The 19,318-nt window shown below is 34.3% G+C and carries 16 protein-coding genes; 3 read left to right on the forward strand and 13 right to left on the reverse strand.

Features of this window, described 5'->3' with window-relative positions:
- The first annotated feature begins 66 nt into the window (after positions 1 to 66).
- Both LI954_RS11610 and LI954_RS11615 read left to right on the forward strand, forming a co-directional pair.
- Positions 67 to 1,497: a PstS family phosphate ABC transporter substrate-binding protein gene (locus LI954_RS11610; RefSeq protein WP_229444553.1), complete on the forward strand. Its 1,431-nt coding sequence runs from the start codon at positions 67 to 69 to the stop codon at positions 1,495 to 1,497.
- A gap of 208 nt (positions 1,498 to 1,705) precedes the next feature.
- Entirely contained in the window at positions 1,706 to 2,278 is a 573-nt protein-coding gene (locus tag LI954_RS11615) for a PIN domain-containing protein (RefSeq protein ID WP_202068858.1), read from the forward strand.
- Between the two features lie 1,456 nt (positions 2,279 to 3,734).
- On the opposite strand, the gene LI954_RS11620 is transcribed toward LI954_RS11615, so the two are convergent.
- From LI954_RS11620 to LI954_RS11655, 8 genes are all read right to left on the reverse strand, one after another.
- On the reverse strand, positions 3,735 to 4,031 hold the full coding sequence (locus LI954_RS11620) for a hypothetical protein (RefSeq protein WP_229444554.1): 297 nt from the start codon (positions 4,029 to 4,031) through the stop codon (positions 3,735 to 3,737).
- A 306-nt stretch (positions 4,032 to 4,337) separates the two neighbouring features.
- Positions 4,338 to 4,961 (reverse strand): NAD(P)H-dependent oxidoreductase, encoded by a 624-nt coding sequence (locus LI954_RS11625; protein ID WP_229444555.1) that lies wholly within the window; start codon positions 4,959 to 4,961, stop codon positions 4,338 to 4,340.
- A gap of 24 nt (positions 4,962 to 4,985) precedes the next feature.
- Entirely contained in the window at positions 4,986 to 5,540 is a 555-nt protein-coding gene (locus LI954_RS11630) for a GNAT family N-acetyltransferase (RefSeq protein WP_229444556.1), read from the reverse strand.
- A 29-nt stretch (positions 5,541 to 5,569) separates the two neighbouring features.
- Positions 5,570 to 6,061, reverse strand: coding sequence for a GNAT family N-acetyltransferase (locus tag LI954_RS11635; protein ID WP_229444557.1), 492 nt, complete (start codon positions 6,059 to 6,061; stop codon positions 5,570 to 5,572).
- A gap of 299 nt (positions 6,062 to 6,360) precedes the next feature.
- Positions 6,361 to 7,236, reverse strand: coding sequence for an aminoglycoside 6-adenylyltransferase (locus LI954_RS11640; RefSeq protein WP_229441011.1), 876 nt, complete (start codon positions 7,234 to 7,236; stop codon positions 6,361 to 6,363).
- Positions 7,237 to 7,481: 245 nt separating this feature from the next.
- On the reverse strand, positions 7,482 to 7,832 hold the full coding sequence (locus LI954_RS11645; protein WP_229444558.1) for a DUF2200 domain-containing protein: 351 nt from the start codon (positions 7,830 to 7,832) through the stop codon (positions 7,482 to 7,484).
- Between the two features lie 175 nt (positions 7,833 to 8,007).
- Complete coding sequence (locus LI954_RS11650; protein WP_202068986.1) at positions 8,008 to 8,460, reverse strand: DIP1984 family protein; 453 nt, start codon at positions 8,458 to 8,460, stop codon at positions 8,008 to 8,010.
- Positions 8,461 to 8,710: 250 nt separating this feature from the next.
- The gene (locus LI954_RS11655; RefSeq protein ID WP_229444559.1) at positions 8,711 to 9,559 is read right to left on the reverse strand and encodes an SDR family oxidoreductase; all 849 of its coding nucleotides are present in this window, start codon (positions 9,557 to 9,559) and stop codon (positions 8,711 to 8,713) included.
- 103 nt (positions 9,560 to 9,662) lie between these two features.
- Here LI954_RS11655 and LI954_RS11660 point away from each other — a divergent pair, with 103 nt between their 5' ends.
- Positions 9,663 to 10,127 carry an Rrf2 family transcriptional regulator gene (locus LI954_RS11660; RefSeq protein ID WP_229441009.1) on the forward strand — a complete coding sequence of 155 codons (465 nt, stop codon included), beginning with the start codon at positions 9,663 to 9,665 and terminating at the stop codon, positions 10,125 to 10,127.
- Positions 10,128 to 10,337: 210 nt separating this feature from the next.
- On the opposite strand, the gene LI954_RS11665 is transcribed toward LI954_RS11660, so the two are convergent.
- From LI954_RS11665 to LI954_RS11690, 5 genes are all read right to left on the reverse strand, one after another.
- The gene (locus LI954_RS11665) at positions 10,338 to 10,760 is read right to left on the reverse strand and encodes a cupin domain-containing protein (protein ID WP_229444560.1); all 423 of its coding nucleotides are present in this window, start codon (positions 10,758 to 10,760) and stop codon (positions 10,338 to 10,340) included.
- Positions 10,761 to 11,401: 641 nt separating this feature from the next.
- Positions 11,402 to 13,582, reverse strand: coding sequence for a HelD family protein (locus LI954_RS11670; protein WP_229444561.1), 2,181 nt, complete (start codon positions 13,580 to 13,582; stop codon positions 11,402 to 11,404).
- A 229-nt stretch (positions 13,583 to 13,811) separates the two neighbouring features.
- Positions 13,812 to 16,202 carry a hypothetical protein gene (locus tag LI954_RS11675; protein ID WP_229444562.1) on the reverse strand — a complete coding sequence of 797 codons (2,391 nt, stop codon included), beginning with the start codon at positions 16,200 to 16,202 and terminating at the stop codon, positions 13,812 to 13,814.
- Between the two features lie 1,145 nt (positions 16,203 to 17,347).
- Complete coding sequence (locus LI954_RS11685; protein WP_229441006.1) at positions 17,348 to 18,331, reverse strand: HD domain-containing protein; 984 nt, start codon at positions 18,329 to 18,331, stop codon at positions 17,348 to 17,350.
- A gap of 35 nt (positions 18,332 to 18,366) precedes the next feature.
- Positions 18,367 to 19,146 (reverse strand): aminoglycoside phosphotransferase family protein, encoded by a 780-nt coding sequence (locus tag LI954_RS11690; protein WP_229441005.1) that lies wholly within the window; start codon positions 19,144 to 19,146, stop codon positions 18,367 to 18,369.
- Positions 19,147 to 19,318: the final 172 nt, after the last annotated feature.

A 19,318-nucleotide genomic window follows, 5' to 3' on the forward strand; every position in this document is an offset into this window, starting at 1 on the left:
ACTCTGGTAATGATAAAAAATAACCATTATACTTGAATAAAAGAAATTGATTGTGAGGAATATAAAATGGAGAATAAAAGATATTATACGAAAGTCTTGGTATATGGAGGAATTCTCACTCCGCTGATTATTGATCTCAGTATCATTTTATGGATATTTTTCCCTATTTTATTGATAGCAGGAGTAGCCTTATTGGTATTTCTTTGGTATAGGTTTACTGAAAAAACAGTGTTTCCTGAAACTTTTACACAAAAATATTTACCATTTCTTCTAGTTTCAGGCTATTACTTAGTAGTCTGGTCAGTTTCACTGGTACTTGGCGGCTACAGCTATGACAGTAGTTACATCAGTAATGCTATGTTCTTAACATTTCCCTTTTTAGTCCCTAATTTTCTTTTTTCATTTGCAGGGGATTATTCTCTTTTTCCATTTATGATTCTCATTACCTATTCAATCGTTGTTGTACTGGTCTCCATTTTCACTTGGAAAAAGGGCAATAAAAGCCGCTGGACAGGATCAGCATATTCATTGATTCTCATGGCAGCTCTGTTATTGGCACTTCCTTTTTATCAAAGCTATAGGAAAAAGACGATTTTTCTTGAACAAGATTATACAGTAACTCAAATATCTGATGAAATTAATATTTATGATTATGCTCCATTCAACGAAGAATCTGATATCGCCAGACTTGCCGAAGAACCTGAACTGATTATAGACAGTGATTATCCCAAACTAGATGGAGCTACAGCAGCATTTCCTGTTTATTCTGCCATTTCTGAATTTGTCTATCGTGGGATAATTAAAGAAAGCATCTGGGATTATGTCAGATGTTCTAAAACAAGCGAAGCATATACTCGTTTGATCAACGGAGAAACAGACATTATTTTTGCCGCTCAGCCGTCAAAAGAACATTTGAGATTGGCAGAAGAGCAGGGGATAGAACTAGTATTAACACCGATTGCTAAAGAAGCCTTTATTTTCTTTGTAAATGAGGAGAATCCAATTGATGGGCTCTCTGTGAGTCAAATTCAGGATATTTACTTGAAAAAAATAACCAACTGGAAAGAAATTGGTGGACTAAACGAAAAAATCTTAGCTTTTCAACGTCCGGAAAATTCTGGCAGCCAGACAACTATGCTGACAAAAGTAATGGAGGGACAAGAACTACTTGCTCCGATGAAAGAAGAATACGCTGCGGGAATGGGCAGTATTATCAGTGGAGTTGCTGCTTATAGAAACTATTCGTCTGCAGTCGGCTATTCATTCCGCTTTTATGCAACAGATATGAAATCGGATAAAGGAATTAAGCTCCTGGCAGTGGATGGAATCGAACCTTCGAAAGAAAATATTCAAGACGGAAGTTATCCATTTACAGTAGAGGTCTATGGGATTACTGCCGGAACAGCCAATGAGAATACACAAAAATTATTGGATTGGCTGCTCACCAATCAAGGACAACGACTTGTTGAAGAAAGCGGATATGTGCCAGTTAATTGAGAAGTTTTATCACAGTCTTAATACTTTACTTGTAAGCCATTATTTTTCAGCAATTCTGAATTCACTATAGAGGGATTTTAGTTTCAAAGAACATATATGTAACGAGAAAAGATATAAAAACTATATAAATATGAAATATCTCTAGAAATTGTGTGATATACTTAAAGTGCTATTTTTAAAACATACTTTTTATATGAGGTGATTTTATATGAACTATTTAATTGATTTTGAAAACGTCTCTGCGACTTTCCATGAATTAATTGGAGAACTTACTGTTCAAGACAAAATTTATATTTTTTATACAGATAAATGCCAGAAAATATCATTGGATCAACTAGAAGCAATAGCACCAGCTGATTGGTATCTTATTAAAGTTAATTCTGGACAAAACGCACTAGACTTTCAGTTAAGCAGCTACTTGGGCTACTTAATCGCAAAGGAAACAAAAGAAAAACAAAAATTTACGATTGTTAGTAATGATTGTGGGTATAATTTTGTCGTTAATTTTTGGAAAAAAATGAATATCACTATCAAAATAAAAAGAGAGTCAGTTTCCCAAAAGAGTAGTGAACTTACTGAATTTGAAAAGAAATTTAAACAAGAATTCCCTAGTATTTATCAAAAATCCTTCGCGAATGTCGTTAAAATAGTCAAAGGGAAAAATAAAAAAGTATCGGACATACATAACGAGCTTGTCCAAACTTACGGAGAGCCGGGAAAGAATATTTATAAATTTGTCAAACCATATCTTAATGAAGGGAGTATAGACAGGCTACAATAAACAATATGTTTTTTATCTAAAAATGAACATGGGACTGATGAAAGTAAAAATACTTTTGGCAGCCCCATGTTTTATAGAGCCGAAAAACTGCAGGTAGCAAGCCAGTACAGCGGTATCTAATTTCCTTATTTTTCTAGTTTACATAATATATATTATTCAAAGTTCTTTTGTACTTGTTTCGTACCTGTTTTGAACCTCTGAGTGCTGTGTTTTCGACTTAAATCTCTATTGAAATAGCCAGCTTATGAAGTGCACTAGAGAACCTATAACCATAATTACAAGTATCAATATAGTTTCTCTTTTTCTCCGAGCATGGTATTGTTGGGGAGTTTCTTTTCTTCTGTTAAATCTAAGACATGCCAAAATACTACCACCTTTAAATATTTTTAGTAAATTAAAATATATTTTTAATATTCTGTAACTTCATATACGAAATAATGATATATGCATACATTATGATTACAATCGAAAAACTGCAAGTAGCGTAATAAGTAAAATATTCATGATTATAGCTCCTTCCCTTCGCTTTTTCGGATTACCATATCATTTTCTATCAGCATTTCAACAAGCGAGCCGTTGTTCTCTCGTCAGTTTCATTCTTCTTTTTCCTATAACTAATACCCCTGTCTAGGACACTGAAATAATTAAGTGTCCTAGACAGGGGTAGCATATTAGAATGTTCAAGTCTTTTTGGTTGTCAGATGAAAAAATATATAAGAGCAGCAGTCGCAGCAACAGCCAACAAAACACCAAGTAGCAAAAAACTATTGCTTTTCTTTGAGTTCTTCACGCTCTTATTCGAGTATCGCTTTCTGTAATAATCCCTATCTTCAATGCCCATACAAAACCACCTTTCAATGTTTATTGAATCATTTTAATGCCAAGTGGTAATCAAGCTTTTCATTGCCTACTCTCCTAAGACACGGCTACCCACATTCAATATACTCTCCACATTTTTTGCACCTAACTGGTGGAACATATGCTCATACTTAAAATCTAATAGTATTCCTATCGTATAAATAAATACCTATAAAGATAGCTAGTACAATAAGAAGAAGAATAGCAATTGAAACAAGAAAAACATTTGCCCCTCTTTTCTTGTCCCAAGAATATTGAGCCTTTTTTCTTTTGCCTAAAATCGAAAATATGAGTATTCCGATGATAACAATAAAGGACAATTCAATAAAAAATAAATTGACCATTTCTTTACTGTTAGTAATCCACAAACCAATCACACCTTACTTTACATTTTGAAATGATTATATCATAAAATAATAAATTCTAAAATGGTTTAAAAAGCATATATTATATAAAGTCCTTCAAGCAGAGAAAAGCGGTTTGATTATTATTAAAAAACTGGTTGGGTCATACTTCCTATGTGATCGCTTCTGGACATTCTCCAATTTACAGCATGAATACAAGGGGCGGATTTGGTTCAAGCTATATTATTCATATGTCAACCTTCCGTGGGTTTATGGATATACAGGCGGTGTATAGGAGCTCCCACATACAGAACGATCAAAGTTGTGAAATACGTATGGTTCAGCAAGCATAGCATAAGCTGTAACGCTGACGGCTTAACTCTAGAATTTTCTTCTGCCTCATTTTCATTGTGCTGTAAAGTAATTCCTATTGTTGTCTCTAGATCAGCCTCCATTTTCTTGATAGCAGATTCTAATGAATCATTATTGAAATAGCCTAGCTTATAATATTGTTCAACAATATCGCCTAGCTTATGAATTGGTATTTCCATGACACGTCTCTTTCCTTTTGAACATCTAACTTATTGGTTTAGGAATAAGTAATCCATGAGTATTTTTAGACATTTATCAATATACTTTAAAAAAATCACAATCCCCTTCTCCATTAATTCTCTTTGACAGCTTTCTACAAAATCATACTTATCTACATAGTGAGTGTAAATAAAAATACTTTGACTTATACTTGCTCAAGTATAAATATCTTTTTCACAGTAATCTTGTCAAAGCTCTTTTCCTGTAGAAGTAGAATCATCGCCTGAAAGATGCCTTTCTTTTTTCTTCATTCTAAGCCGTAACATCTACAAGCTTAATGCTCGCTGGCTGACTTTTCCCAGAAATTTTTCTCTTATTTCCAACGTGTTCGTTTCTCTTCCCATTTCTCCCAAGACCATAACTTTCTTCGTCTTTATCCCACAATGATTCAATACCGCATTTTTCAGTACAGCTACACCATAACTGTCAGGGACACTTAAAAAACCGCTAAATATTTTATACCACCAGTTTGGAGCCATAGAGGTTGTGATGATTTCAGCAGTTTTTCCTTTCAGATATTTTTTAAATTGTCTACCCGTTAAAAAGTTTAAAAGGAAAGAGCCTTTATTATTTGAAGAATAGGCAATACCTGGAGTGAATACTCTATCGATCCATCCCTTCATTAAACTGGGCATTGAACTCCACCAAATAGGGTAAATAAAGACCAGATGATCTGCCCACAGCAATAGCTCCTGTGAGTATTCAATAGATCGATCGACAGCCATCCGTTCTCTGTACCCAAGCCTTAATACAGGATCGAAGCTCATTTTATACAGGTGAATACTTTTAACCGTGTGTTTAGCTGTATCTAAAGATGATAAATATTGCTCAGTAATTGCGGTGCAAAAGCTTTCTTTATCTGGGTGTCCATTAATTACTAAAATATTCATTCGTACTCCTTAAAAAATTTATTCTTAAAAATCGGATAATCCTTGATTTTGATAATTATTGTGAATAAAATCATTTTTCAACATTCCATAAAGATACGTATCTTGCCATAGCGGATCACCATTTACTGCTCTGTTAAAATACACGTTCTTGAGAAGATGGCCTTCTTTTCTAAAGCCTGCTCTTTCCAGAAGCTTCCATGAGTTTTCATTTTCAGGATTGCACATTGCTGAAATTCGATGTGCAATCCTGAAAATGAAAACATCATCCAGCAAGATGGATACTGCTTCACTTGCATATCCCTGCTTTTGAAATTTTCGGTTAAAAACATAGCCAAGTTCCCAGCTATTTTGCTCTTGCTCGGAAAGATAAATCTGTCCGATTACTTGACCGGTTTCTTTGAGACAAATAGCCCAAAAATTTACTGAATAACTCATTTTTTCCAAAGCTCTATGACTTTCATCATAAGTATGTACAGCATATGGCTCATATTTTACCACCACATCATCAGATAAGTAGTCGTGAACATCTGCTAAATCCTCTGATTCAAATCTTCTAATTTTCAATCTTTTACTTAACATCTTTTCGTATTCCCTTTTTTAGAGTTTTTCTAAAAATCTAAAATCATATCATACCAAGTTTCTCCGGCGTGTTGTGAACTAGAGATCCCTTCAATTTTATACCCGTTTTTTTCATAAAAAGGGATCAGTTCCTCCAAACAAGTTAGTGTAATCCCTTTTCTTTTATGGCCTTTTGCTTCTTCTGATAATTTTTTCAGCAATTTCCCTGCAATACCATGCCTATAATATTCTGGAGCAACTGCAAGACTTAGAATTGACTGATATCCGCCTGTTTGAGGATTCAAAACAGTTTTTTTGAATAGGTCATCGTACAAACATCGTTCATTAATAACCGGACCTACAACATAGCCCAAAAGTTTACTTCGTGGATCAGTGGCAACAATAAAACTATCTGGAATGACTTGAATTCTTTCTTTCATCGCTTTTCTTGTTGCTGCTTCCTCTGGTGAGAAACCTGACTGTTCAATTTCCATAATTCTATCTAAATCATTTAATTTTGCTGATCTAAAAGTGAGCTGCACTTGTCGCCATCCTTTACAATATATTTAATTAGACTTTTTTTGCATAAAAATTCTCAATTATTATACATCATTCCTTGAAATCAATCATACCCCATTTTCACTAACCCCTGTTAAAATAACTTGGTTTGATTAATGATTTTCTCTGATTATCCAGCATTAATCAATTGTTAAGCTTCTTGAGAAAAGCAGCAGCAATGCAGATAAACTCAAACTATCTTAAATCTAGTTTTATGCAGTCATTTCTTTCACCTGCTCCTGTGACAGCTAGAGAATATTGGCCATTTTAATAAACTCTCACCTTAGCTGCTCTCTGACTGCTTCAACCCTTTATTGGTTTCAATCCAGTCTGTAACTTTCAATTGCAGGTCGTCAGAAATAATAAACCCGGTAAGCTTCTGCAAAGGCTCTGACAGATTCAAAAACAAATCAATGGATTGTTGCAATGCCTCCCAGTTATTTTCCATTCCAAACTGCCCTAAAACATTGAAAAGAGCCTTGTAAACAGAGGGTTCTGTCCATTCATTGATAAATCTGCCGCTGCTTTTTTCTTCAACATTCTTGTCCTTAAGAGAAAGTTCGTACCATTCGATCATTTGAAATGTGACATTTTTATATGCTTGTTCTTTAGCTTTAACCGCCCAATTTTCCTCTATCAGCAATTGTTTGCTGATAGACAGGGTCATAAACCAGAAAAGCTGATTTAACTGTTCAAAATTTTCTTCTGTCAAAGGTATTTTCTCTAGTTGATTTTCTTGATTCGGCAGCAGTTGTTCCCCATTCCCAGCATTGTTTACAATTAATTGAACACCTTGATTAAACATTTCGGGCACTTTTTCTGATTTAACCTGTTCCGCATATTCCTTATTGGTTTTTACCACAATATCAACCTGATAGCCACCGTCAAAAAGAGTCAGACGTTTCTGCTCATCATTCATTGTCTTAACCTTAATGGAACTCCAAATCGTCCCAAATTGAGAAATAAACTTTGGTGTTTCCAAATATTTTTCAGGCTCCTCTGTATAAATTAACAAATCCAAGTCAGACCATTGATCAGTAAGCTGCTCCTTTTTAGCTCTCGAACCGATAACATAAGCCGCCTTGATATCTTTTTGCACTTTCCCAACCGAAGTGAATGCTTCAATTAAGCGATCGTAAAACAACTCATTTTTCCCCATAGAAAATACTTCCCCTTTTCAAATTATACTGCTCCTTCAAAAATAATAGAACTTCTCACTAACCTTTACAAAATATTTTAGCTTTCATCTCATTAATAATAAGATAAGTAAAAATGCTGCTCATTCATTAATTATGTTTATTATCTCAATAAAATTCAGTATCGTCCATATTAAAAAACACCCGATATCATATCCGAGTGTTTTTTGAATTATTCAGTTTTTCAAGCCTAATAGCTCAGACATATTCAACTGCGCAAAATTTTCTCCATTTTTTTTCCTTTAGCCAGCTCATCAATTAATTTATCCAAGTAACGGATTTCCTGCATAAGCGGCTCTTCAATTTCCTCTACTCTAACACCACAAATAACTCCTTTTATCAACGAGCGATCAGGATTAAGTTTAGGCGCTTCATTGAAAAATGTTTCAAAATCAATATTGGTATCAATCTGTTTTTTTAAGCCAGCTTCGTTATAGCCAGTCAGCCAGTAAATAATTTGGTCCACTTCTTCTTTTGTACGATCTTTACGCTCTGCTTTTGTAATGTATAAAGGGTAAACACTGGCGAAACTCATGGTATAAATTCTTGGCTTAGTCATTTTTGTTTCCTCTTTTCTGTTAATAATATCTACATAAGTATAAAATCCGCATTTACAGATTTTCTTTGATCTTTTGATCTATGATAGTTAGATTGTTCACAAGTAAATGTATGTCCCACCAGTTTACTATAAGTTTGTGCTTTCAATGAAAATGAACTGCCGACGGACTACTGCATCACAGATCAACTGACCAATTTGTTTTTCTGATAAGTGTATCCAGTTTTCTGAATTCTTTGGATAAGTGATCAATCTCTCTTTGAAGCCTTGAAATATTTACTGTTGTTTTAATTTTTATTTCTGCTCTTGTCCTTCTAAAATTTGAATCTGTGGCAGTTGATTGAATCAATACCAATAATTTTCTCTTACGAACCATTTCTTCTCGAGCGATCAATGCTTCTGATATCGTTCGGCCATCATCCAGTATTTTCTGCTGATTACATGCATTAATCTGAGTAACCAAAAAGCTCAGCTCCTCATTTATTTTTGAATATTCTTTCAGTAATGTTTCTGGATACTCTCCGGGCTCGTCCCCTTCTTGAACTTTCAGATTCTTTAAAATTCGTTGTTGGATGCCTTCGAGTTTTTGCTGGTATTCTGAACGCAGCAATAGTCCTTCTGCCAGTTTCATTAAACCCACCTCTCTTTTGTATAATTTAGTATTTTTTGATGTAATATTTTTCTATTTCCACTAATAATAACATGAAATGTCCATCTGATAAAATTGTTACTGTATTTACCAATCGATTATTTCCTTTTTATTGCTACTCATATAATATTATTATGTTTTAATGCAGGAAAAAGCTTTGATTGAAGGGATATGCCCAGTCTGTTAGGACCAATTCCAAAATCAAAGCTTTTAGCCTTTTTTATTTATTCATTCAGTCCAAAAGTTCCTTTACAGCTGCTGCCAATGGTGTTAATGGTCTATCTAGCACTTTTTCAAAATCATCTGAAGATACATCAAGTTTCTTATTTTTAATATCGTGTTGGAAACTCAGAAACACCTCAGCTGCTTTCTCCGGCAAACCACTTGCGGTAAGATTTTCGATAAATTCGTTGTCTCCTCCATTCGACACATCAAAATCTTTTCCGGAGGCTTCTTTAACAGCTCTCGCCAGTTCTCTATAATCAACAGGCGTTCCTGACAGCTCTAAAATTTCAGGATATTCTGTTTTTCCTGATAAAACAATTGCGGCTGCCTCTCCATACTCCCGACGCAAAGCCCAGCCGACTTTTCCTTCTCCAGCACTATAAACAAATTTTCCACTAGATAATGCAGCCCCAATAACAGGAAGTTCGTTTTCAAGATACCAGTTATTCCGAAGAATCGTATGCTTCAGTCCTGATTTTTTGATCACCCTTTCTGTGTAGGCGTGATCTTCAGCGAGCTGGCTGTTTGCATTCATGGCGTTTGCCAAACTTGTATAGGCGATAAATTCAATTCCGGCCTTTTTTGCGGCATCAATAACATTTTTATGCTCCTGCTGTCGATTGCCGGGAACTCCTGAAATCAGCAGTAACCGATCAATCCCTTCCAATGCTTCTGACAAAGCTTCTTGATTTTCATAATCTGCTAAGCGTACCTTAAAACCCTTAGCTTTTAAGGTTTCTGCTTTCTTTGGATTTCTTGCCAGACCATAGATGTTTTCCTTGGGAACTAATTCTTTCAAATACGTTAAAACATGTCCGCCTAATTCTCCTGTTGCACCTGTGATTAAATAATTCATTCTTATTCCTCCAATCTCAATCCTGTTCTTTTTAAAATTACAGGTTTATTCTATAATATGTGGTACTATAAATCAAGAGAAAAATCCGGAAAGGAGAAGTCTGATGAAATATTCAGTGAAATTTAGTGATGCCATACATATTTTGGCGTATATAGAAATATTTAAAGGAACAGATCTATCAAGTGAAGTTATTGCGGCCAGTGTGGAAACAAATGCGGTTTCTGTCAGAAAAATTATGAGTCAGCTAAAAAAATCAGGTTTGATTATCAGTCATAGTGGAAAAGCGGTCCCAAAGCTATCCCGAAAGCCTGAAAAGATCAGCTTTTATGATATTTATAGAAGTGTGGAAAGTCATTCTGACCTCTTCCATGTCGATACCAAAACTGCTCCCGGCTGTATTGTTGGAGGGAATATTCAAGACGTCCTCTTGGAGAAATACGATTTGCTCCAGCAATCTGTTGAAAATGAGATGAAAAAAATCACACTCCGAGATATCATCGGAGAAATTTCTGAACGAGAAATTGAAAGGCATCCTGAAAATAGAAATCAGGTAAGACCATTTTTGTAAAATCCTTGATTAATAGATGAATATACCCTATAAACTAAAAGCACTTTTTCCACAATTTTTTCGGGAAAAGTGTTTTATTAAAGAATCAAAAATTTTTTTCATAGAAGAGCTGTCAAAGTTCGTTACCAACAACTGATGCTCTTCATTTTTTGAAATTTCTGCGTAAAATAATCAATAGAAATCCAAAAGCTTATCTTCCTAAATTAATGCTTATTTATCATTTTTAACCAGTTGCTTGACCTGTTCCTTGCTATATACAGTTTTATCCTGCTTAATCATTTCAGACTGATCCTCATCTGTTTTAACAAAACGAAACACAAGAAATTCAGCTGCTTCATTATTTCTGTTTGTTAAACGATGGATACTGTTATTAACACGAACTACGTCACCTTTGTTCACTTCTAAAATTGAAATTCTCTGATTCTCAACAGATTCCACATGAAATATTCCTTCTATGCCGACGATGACTTCTTCAACAACAGTATGCGCATGCCATTCCTGAATAGCTCTGGAAGGAAGAACATTTTTGTGTACTTCAAACTCTGGATACAGAAAATAGTTCACTTCAGTTCCTTCTTCTTTTTTTACAAAAATAGAATCCTGAAGTTTTTGTATTTCGGTTAACTGGTTCATCTTATATTCACCTCATTTATATTTTTTGTTAGAGTACAAGAAGCACTTTACCAATATTCTTTCTGGATTCAAAAAAATTATGGGCTTTGTTTCCATCAGATAATTGGAATAGGCTTGGTTTACTTATTTCAATTTTATTTTTAGAAGAGTGCTAGAATAAATACTGACTTCTATTACCTCTTTCAGAATAGTTGCTTAAATAATCAGTACTAATAATTTGATTATCTACGTAATCTCATATTCTGTAAAGGAAGAGATAGTCCCCCTTTATTTTTAAGAGAATTGATGTTATCTTCAATAATCGTTTTTGGGACAAACTTTCTCTAATCTTCTGCCCAGTATATTCTTGTTTACAAAATTCATATTATTCTTCCTCGTCAGCAAAGCTTATCTTTACGTAGGGACACATTGTTGGCTATTATTCATTATCTCTGCTTCCGAATCACGCTGTCGGCTCCGATTACGGACTCTTTTATTTAAAAATATTATACAGTAAAACAATTATAATACTTGTTTATTATTATTCCATAATCTCAGAAAAAGAAATACGATCTTCTGCTATTTTCAAGTAAGAAATAATAAAAATTAAAACCAGCGGAGTAATTTAATTTCCCCGCTGGTTTATTTGTATTCCATCAAATCTATTCACTAAATTCTGAGATAAAAGGACTTTTCTCCCCTTTATAAGTGATGAACAGCTTCTGCATGGCTCTTGATATGCTCGTATATAGAATCTTTTTATCTCGATCTGTGTGATAGTTGCTGCTTGAAACATCGTAAATCAGTACTTGATCAAATTCCAGTCCTTTAGATAGACTGATGGGCAGCACCTGAAATTGATTATTTCCTTCTATAAAGTTTTTTTTCATGAGCCCAGCAACTTCTTTTGCCTCTGCTTCTGATTTAGTAATAATCGTGAGGCTTCCAGATAACTCAGAAAAAATTCCTTCCAAGATACTGAGTAAGTCAGTTTGCTGAGTGAATTTAAACAGCTTTGGCTGATCTCCATCAGGTCGGATAGGAATAATTTCCATCTTCTCATCATTTGTAACTAGCTGTCTAAATGTTTTTGTAATTGCTCCGCTTGATCGATAGCTGCTCAATAAATTATACTGTTTTACATCCTGATTTTTCTCCTTGAATAGTCGGATAATATTAGTAAAATCAATGGATGAATTGAAAATCGCCTGATTCTCGTCGCCTACCATTGTAAATGCTGTATGAGGAAACAAATCAATTAACAAGGAAAGCTGAGCGGGAGTATAGTCTTGAACTTCATCAATTAATACAAAGTTCATTTTAGGCAGATTTATCTTTTCAATAAAGATTTGAGAGATCATCATCAGAATAACTGCTTCATCCAGCGACTTTTGATCAGCAGAAGAATAATCATTCTTTTCAGTATATGCCGAATAAATCAAATACAGCATTTTTTGATTGTCTATCCACTGAATCTGTTGAATAGCTTTGGTAATTCGCTGATATTTTTTTCTTAGCAGTGTTCTTCCATATCGAATAACACCCGCTTCGGAATCATCAGCAATAAGTTCCCCAAAGTATTTCTTTTGCACATCTTCTGTAAGAGATAAAATCTGGCTTTGTATTCGTTTGCTTTTAGCCTGAGTCGTAAGCTGGCTCTCCCAATAACTGCTTAATCGTTTTTTAGTTGCCTGCAGCTTATCTATCAACTGAGGATAATCAGGTGTAGAATGATAGATTTCTAGAATCTTTTCTTTGGTAATGATTACTTTGCCTTTAAATCGAATTTCTTTGAAGAAATCTAAATTTGAAAGCAGTAGTTCATCTGAACCTCTAAGATAATCTACAAACTTTTTTTCTCTTAAAATTTTTGTCTGTTCGTCAACCTTATTCTTATTGATTCTGGAAAAATATTGCTCCTCCTCTTCCAGATTTAAGGGGATATTACTATATTTCTGAACAAACTGAATCATCGTTAAATTCAAAGGATTTTTCTCCCCAAGAGAAGGCAGCACATCTGAAACATATTGAATAAATTGATGGTTTGGAGATAGAATTAGTATATCATCAGAGGTAATTTTTTTTTGCAGAAGATACAGTAAATAAGCGATTCTTTGCATAATCGTTGATGTTTTCCCGCTGCCGGCAATCCCATTTACTAATATAATTGGATTCTCCGTGTCCCTAATAATAACATTCTGTTCTTTTTGAATTGTCGAGGTAATATCTCTCATCAGGCTTTGTGAATCTCGTTCCAGCGCCTCCAACAAAATATCATCCTGAATGGCAATTGAGGTGTCAAAGAATTTAATCAGCCGATCCTCTTCAATAATGAATTGTCTACGATTATTAATAGATACATGAATGGAGTTCCCATTTGCAATGTATGTTGAACTACCCAGCTTATTATTATAAAAAAGTTCTGAAACTGGAGAACGCCAGTCATATATACGAATTTCTCCATCTTTATTAGTAAAATTACTGATGCCGATATAAAAATCCATTGCTGGCTCTTCATCTAAAAAATCAACATTTATTTTTCCAAAATAAGGTGAATCTAATAATGAGGTAACCTTTTTCAACTCTATTTCGGCAGTTTTTATACGAATGTTCATTTGATCGATTTCTCTGTTCTTCATTTCAAGCATAGCATAGGTCTCCAGATTATCTGATATATTATCATGATTTAAACGAACATCCTCGTCTATTGTCTGAAGTGCCGAACGTCCTTCTTCTGTTGATTTTTTAACTTTATTACTAAGCTCTTCATGAGATGCAGTCAATTCATCGTATACTTCCTTCAAATAATTCTCTTCCAGCTTTTGTTCATCTGACATAACCATTCCCCTTTTCAAAAGACACGTTAAATAAGTGTAACAAAATAATATAGCACAGTTTTCATGATTTAGCTAATAAATAAGTTAATACTTGGTGAATGGATGAAGGATTGATAGTTATTGATTTTCTAGGATATCACTTTCAGCATCTAATTGACAATTCAGGGTTGTATAAGAAAGTAAAAAACCGAGACGCCATTCAGTCCCGGTTCAATCGTTATAAGCAGTTAATTATTTACTCATGTGGTGTTTCCAAAGCAAGGATCTTCTCAAGATAAATGCTTAGCCAAAGATATCCAGAAAGTTTCTGCCAAACAGAATTTTTTATCTTTATAACGTTTTGATTGAATCTGGATTCCTTTTTACTTTCAGCATTCAATTGTGATAAAAATTCCGGAAGCTGCTGAACCTCTTTTAAGAAATCATTGAGCTTATATTTCTCAAACAGGTATGAATCAGGCTGTATACTAGTCCAGCGATATTCAATATAATTTGCATTCATAATTGCTTCCCGGTAGTCAGACTTATTCTTTTTCAACATTTTATTTGCACCTTGAAGTGTATAGGATTCCGCAAATAGATCTGTTGCCTTATCGTAATGATCTATCAGGGGATTAACTTGATTTCTATTGACTGAGAGTCTTTTCTTCTCAGCATTATTGATCTCTTTCATGACAGCTGTTTTTAATGCGCTGGGATGACCTGGTTTCTCTGCAGATTTTTCGTTCTTTTCCGTTGAATTACTTTGGGACTGTGCCACAGCCTTTTCAACAGCTGGCTTAGTTTCAGGAGCAATAACGGATACTTTTATTTCTTCTTTTTTTACAGGCTCTGTTTTTGCTAGTTTCTGACTTTCAGCAACATTCCCCTCAGGTGCAGTATCAACTGTTTTTTGTTCCGTGTTTTTTGGTAATTCAGCATTAGGTTTTACTTTTTTAGGTTCTTCCTGCTTTTGTACTTCCACTTTAGCTTCTATTTTTTGTGGTTCATTCTGTTGGACTTGTTTCTTTTCAGGCTCTTCCCTCTTTGTTGCTTCTATCTTTCGCTCAGGCTTTTTCGTTTCTTCAACAGGAGCCTGGATGTCTATTTTTTCAATGTGTGGTTTGTTATTTGTATTTGATTGGTCGTTTAGAAGTAATGCTTTCATGTCTGCTTTTTGTTCTTTCAGAAGCTTATCTATGATCGTTACTGTTTTATTATGCTCGTCATTATACCTTGAAACAGAAGTGCCAATCTGGCTCATATTTTTCTGAATTTCGTGTATATTTTGTTCAAGCTGAGTTATCTTTTTATTTAGTTCTTCATGATTTTGTTCAATACCTGTATACAATGAAGACCATTCTGTTTTATTCTCTTTGATAGCATCCAGTAGATTAGTCATTTTGAGCTCACCATCAGTTGAAAGAAGAAGATTTTCAACAATTTTTGAAACCTTTTGACTCTCCTTCTGATAATCAAAAACTACTTTTGAAACAGACTCTTCTATATGATCCAATTTGGCAGACCGTTTGTTCACTTCATCAATTCGTTTTTCCAAATGAATGCTGTGCTCTTGAATCGTTGTTAAAATTGCGTTTGTCTGTCCTTCTCTTTCTCTGATCAGTTTTGTCAGTGCTGAAAAATGTTTCTCAAGCTCAGCAGATTCAATGGCATCTGCTGAAGAATCATTTGCTTCTGTTACAAGCAAGTTAACTTGTTGAATCCTCTTCTTAATTTCTCTTGTCTCTGTTGTCAGCTGCTCATTAAATTTTTTTTCTGTTTGCTGCAGTTCTTCACTAAGAATAAGATTATTTTCTTCTATTTCGCTTGATATCTGATCTTTAAAAAATGCAAGTTTTTCTTCATTATCATCTGCTGTTTCCGTATACGCATCAATCAGAGACTGTTTCAAGCCTTCATTCTGTATTCCCTGTGAAGAAATTACAGACTCCAGCTTTTCTAGTTTTTTCTTCAATTTGGAATAGTTTCCTTTATCCTTTTGAGAGAGTTGTCTTATTTCTGTTTGAATCAGTTCAACATTTGTTTCCTGAGACATCAACAAATCGTCACTTAAAATAGCGCTGCTTTTTTCTGTCTCATTTTTAATGTCAACTAACATTCTGGTCATTTCATTTGTTATCTCAGTTCGAAAACCATCTAATTGAGCATTAAGTTCTTTTCTTAACTCATGTTGGAAGCTTTTGATATTTGAGTTAACGGTTGAGACAAATGCCGCTTCGAGATCCTGCTTCATCTCCTCAACTTCCAATGCAAGATTTGGTGTCAAAGCAGGCTGATTTGTTGGAATAACAGCGGGTACAGCAGCCTGACTATTTTCTGAAGGCTGAAAAACAGTAATAAGCTCCTGTCTTAAATGCTCTAGCTCTCTATCATTTATTACGTGGATAAACGAACATTCAAGATTTAATTTCACCGAGTTATTTTCAAAAAATTCTATAAATCCATCATCAATTCGAACCGTACTATTTCTTTTCTGAAAGCTATTCAATCCTTTAGAAATAATTTGCTCTATTTTCTTGTCATCTTCTGTATAATTTGAAAAAGTTACTTCAAAATTTCTTTTTTTATTTTCAGATGAATTACTATTTAAATTCTTAATCAACTGTGCTTCTATATAAAAGCTCATAATTCATTTTCCTCCAAAATATTTACACAATTTTACTCAACCCATTTAAAGGATATCTTTAAATTAGAGATATTGCAATCCCTCTATTAACAGTAATTACCTTTTTTTTATTTAGATTAATTATAATAATCACCTTTTTACATAAAATGATAAAATAATAAAAATATATGAAAAAATAATTCAGAAAAATGGAAAAATTAACAAAAATTTCGTTCGATATTCTTGTTTTCGGGGTATAAACTCAAGATTTCCACTTGGATATTTAAATAGTTGATCAGAAGGAGCAGCACTCCAAAAATATGACAGTCCATTGTTCCGTTCTCCAATAAAAATAATTTCTTCTTTCCTCTTTAGGTAAAGTTCTGTTCGTATACCCCATACTTTTCTCGCTTGCTTTTATATTATTCAAAAGAAAACGGTTCTACAAAAATAGCCAGAACATCAATAAAAAAGATGCTCTGACTGTTTCTTATTTCGTTTCTTCACTAAACAACTACGCCCAGACTTCTTCAGCGATTGGGCAAATGAAACTTAGTTTCTCCCATTGCTTATCTTCTGCCAGGATATTTCCTTCTTCCGTTGAACTGGACTCAAATACAACCGATCTAAGCTGATATATTGCAGTGCCTCATGAATGCGATGTGCCTGATTTTGAAGTAATTAAGCTTAAAACAACCAGTTTTCCTCAGTTACTTTAGCCAGCGACTCAAATCCATCGGAACGGTCTGTATCATATTTTTGATAACAAGCATTTGATTTTTCACTCGTTAATATTTGGAAAATATTTTCTTATATAGCTGAAAACTTCGAAGTAAAATGCTGTTTTCATTTGAAGAACAAGGTATTGCTCTTTCTTTTTCATGAAGCAGCAAAAAGACCAGTAGATTTTGCTGAGATTTATCCAAGAGACAAGCTGGGTATATGTTTGGATATTTTTCTGAATTGCATCCACTGGCAAATTAGAAAATACTACTTATTTTTCCAAACACCTGTCAGCCATTCTTTCTTTACGGTACAAAACTAATTCTATTGAAATACACGCCCTTAATGATAACTGGCATATTGAGAGTGCTTTTGTAAAGAAACATCTTCTATCAGATTATTCGCCTGGTACGGAATCGTTTTTCAGCAACTTATTCTGTATTTTACTGTTGGATTTTCAAATAAAGTCCTTCTTCACCTCGCCGGATAGCCTTTTGGATTTGTCTTTTTGCCTGTATTGATTTTTCGGAGGTCGTGACTATCTCCTCTGAAACAAGTATAAATGGATCGACACTACGTGATTTGGTCTGATGAAAAATGTCGAAGTCTTCCCCTGCTCCGGTAATCTTTAAATCAGGCGGCTGTTGTAAAAAGTCAAGCAGGCATTTTATTTCCCAGCTATCAGCTGACTGTATTTTTTGAAGGAGTCCGTTATCTGTCAGAAGAAAATCTGATTCTGAAATTATTTCTTGGTTCATTGCGTAATGGATTACTTGTTTCAGCAAATAATTGCTGTAAATATTCAAGGGTTCATAAAAAAAATCAACAACAACTTTATTATACTGTTCAACAAACCATTCGCCCCAAATCAATTCATCTAAAACCATCTGTCCTTTCAACTGCTTTAAACTATTAAGAAATGAATGAATTTCATGAAGGGGAACATCATAATATCGATGAACTTCCCGAAGTGTATAGTCCACTCGATCCGCACATAATGCTGGAGCTGACTGCTCTAAAATTGCCCATTGCGTGTCATCCAGCAGCAGTTTTTTATAATCATACCCGTGGTTTTTTAAAATATTCGGAATGCCGCTTTTAGAAATGAAATCCAATTTAATCTCTTCATGGAAATTTTCTTCTTTTTTATCCAATACAAAATCAATGAGATGAGAAAATGCTGTATGCGAAACATCATGAAGAAGCCCAGCAATTTGCTCTTCCAATGATCCACCAAGTTTTTTAATCAGCAGCATCACACCAATTGAATGTTCATATCTTGTTTCGTTCCAGACTGGATTTAACAAATATGCCGGACCGGCCATATGAATTTCTTTTAAACGCTGCAGTTCTTTACTTTGAATTAAATCTATAAGGACCTGATCTTTGAGCTCATATTCACCATATAATTCATCGGAAATTTTCATAAAAAGCACTCCTTTTGACTGAACCAGTTTTTAGATTAAAATTTTGTATTTCTAATGCCGGAAATAATCCGCTTCTTGCGTTTATTAATCTGTTCAATATCTGTCAAGTACTTCTTTACATGACCGTCTTCTATGTTTTTTTGAAAATTGGGTGTTCCTTTACTTGCCTCCTTTTCCATAAAAGAGACCAAATTCAGCAACCTTTTAGTGATAGCCCCCGGCAGTTGCACCCGATCCTTTTCATCAAATCCATAGATATCAAGAAAAAGCTTTATTTTTCTAATTTTCTCACTCCAGCTAATCTCACCAGCCTGACCTCCATCTAATAGACACCAGCGGTAAACAGCATATGCCACATCCTCCATTTTTGAACCTGGATGAAGAGTATCGAAATCAATAATACCAAATGCTTTGTTATCAATTATAGTTACATTATACGGGGCAAAGTCACCGTGGCACATGATTTCTGCTTTATCACCTGATTTCAGCATCCATTTCTCCGATCCTGTTAAGTTATAAATATAATTTTTGCCTCTTTCATGAAAAATACTTAATAATTCAGCGGCAGAAATAATCATTTGATCTGTGAAAAAAATTTGTGGAAGCGGATCGTTGAATACTTCTCCTGGTACAAAAGAAACATACTCTGATGCTTCCGTCAATTTAAGTGGTCTTGGAACAGACTCAACCCCCTGCTTGTCCAGAAAACTCAAAAAATCATGTACCTCTTTTGACCAAGAATTCATCGGCCGTATGACAGCGTTCCCTTCTCTAAAAATTTGTCCTTCTCTTCCTCCCTGAAGTTCCTTTTTCATTGCGCTGCCTCCCTGCCAAGTCTATTTTCTGTTTATGTCTTGTATTTTCAATTTTTAGTTAAATGTATTTAAATGCTTCTCTGAAGTGTACTTTATTTATCGTATCAAACTATGCGGGAGAAAACTATCCATTTTTTTATATTATTCCTCCAGCTTTAAAATCCAAATATGA

The sequence above is a fragment of the Enterococcus sp. CWB-B31 genome (genome assembly GCF_020567645.1).
In the GTDB taxonomy this organism is placed as follows: Bacteria; Bacillota; Bacilli; order Lactobacillales; family Enterococcaceae; genus Enterococcus_L.

Bases quoted from the DNA above. Each gene is read 5' to 3' on its own strand.
- LI954_RS11610 (WP_229444553.1), top strand. From the start codon at position 67: ATGGAGAATAAAAGATATTATACGAAAGTCTTGGTATATGGAGGAATT.
- LI954_RS11615 (WP_202068858.1), top strand. From the start codon at position 1,706: ATGAACTATTTAATTGATTTTGAAAACGTCTCTGCGACTTTCCATGAA.
- LI954_RS11620 (WP_229444554.1), bottom strand. From the start codon at position 4,031: ATGGAAATACCAATTCATAAGCTAGGCGATATTGTTGAACAATATTAT.
- LI954_RS11625 (WP_229444555.1), bottom strand. From the start codon at position 4,961: ATGAATATTTTAGTAATTAATGGACACCCAGATAAAGAAAGCTTTTGC.
- LI954_RS11630 (WP_229444556.1), bottom strand. From the start codon at position 5,540: ATGTTAAGTAAAAGATTGAAAATTAGAAGATTTGAATCAGAGGATTTA.
- LI954_RS11640 (WP_229441011.1), bottom strand. From the start codon at position 7,236: ATGGGGAAAAATGAGTTGTTTTACGATCGCTTAATTGAAGCATTCACT.
- LI954_RS11645 (WP_229444558.1), bottom strand. From the start codon at position 7,832: ATGACTAAGCCAAGAATTTATACCATGAGTTTCGCCAGTGTTTACCCT.
- LI954_RS11650 (WP_202068986.1), bottom strand. From the start codon at position 8,460: ATGAAACTGGCAGAAGGACTATTGCTGCGTTCAGAATACCAGCAAAAA.
- LI954_RS11655 (WP_229444559.1), bottom strand. From the start codon at position 9,559: ATGAATTATTTAATCACAGGTGCAACAGGAGAATTAGGCGGACATGTT.
- LI954_RS11660 (WP_229441009.1), top strand. From the start codon at position 9,663: ATGAAATATTCAGTGAAATTTAGTGATGCCATACATATTTTGGCGTAT.
- LI954_RS11665 (WP_229444560.1), bottom strand. From the start codon at position 10,760: ATGAACCAGTTAACCGAAATACAAAAACTTCAGGATTCTATTTTTGTA.
- LI954_RS11670 (WP_229444561.1), bottom strand. From the start codon at position 13,582: ATGGTTATGTCAGATGAACAAAAGCTGGAAGAGAATTATTTGAAGGAA.
- LI954_RS11675 (WP_229444562.1), bottom strand. From the start codon at position 16,202: ATGAGCTTTTATATAGAAGCACAGTTGATTAAGAATTTAAATAGTAAT.
- LI954_RS11685 (WP_229441006.1), bottom strand. From the start codon at position 18,331: ATGAAAATTTCCGATGAATTATATGGTGAATATGAGCTCAAAGATCAG.
- LI954_RS11690 (WP_229441005.1), bottom strand. From the start codon at position 19,146: ATGAAAAAGGAACTTCAGGGAGGAAGAGAAGGACAAATTTTTAGAGAA.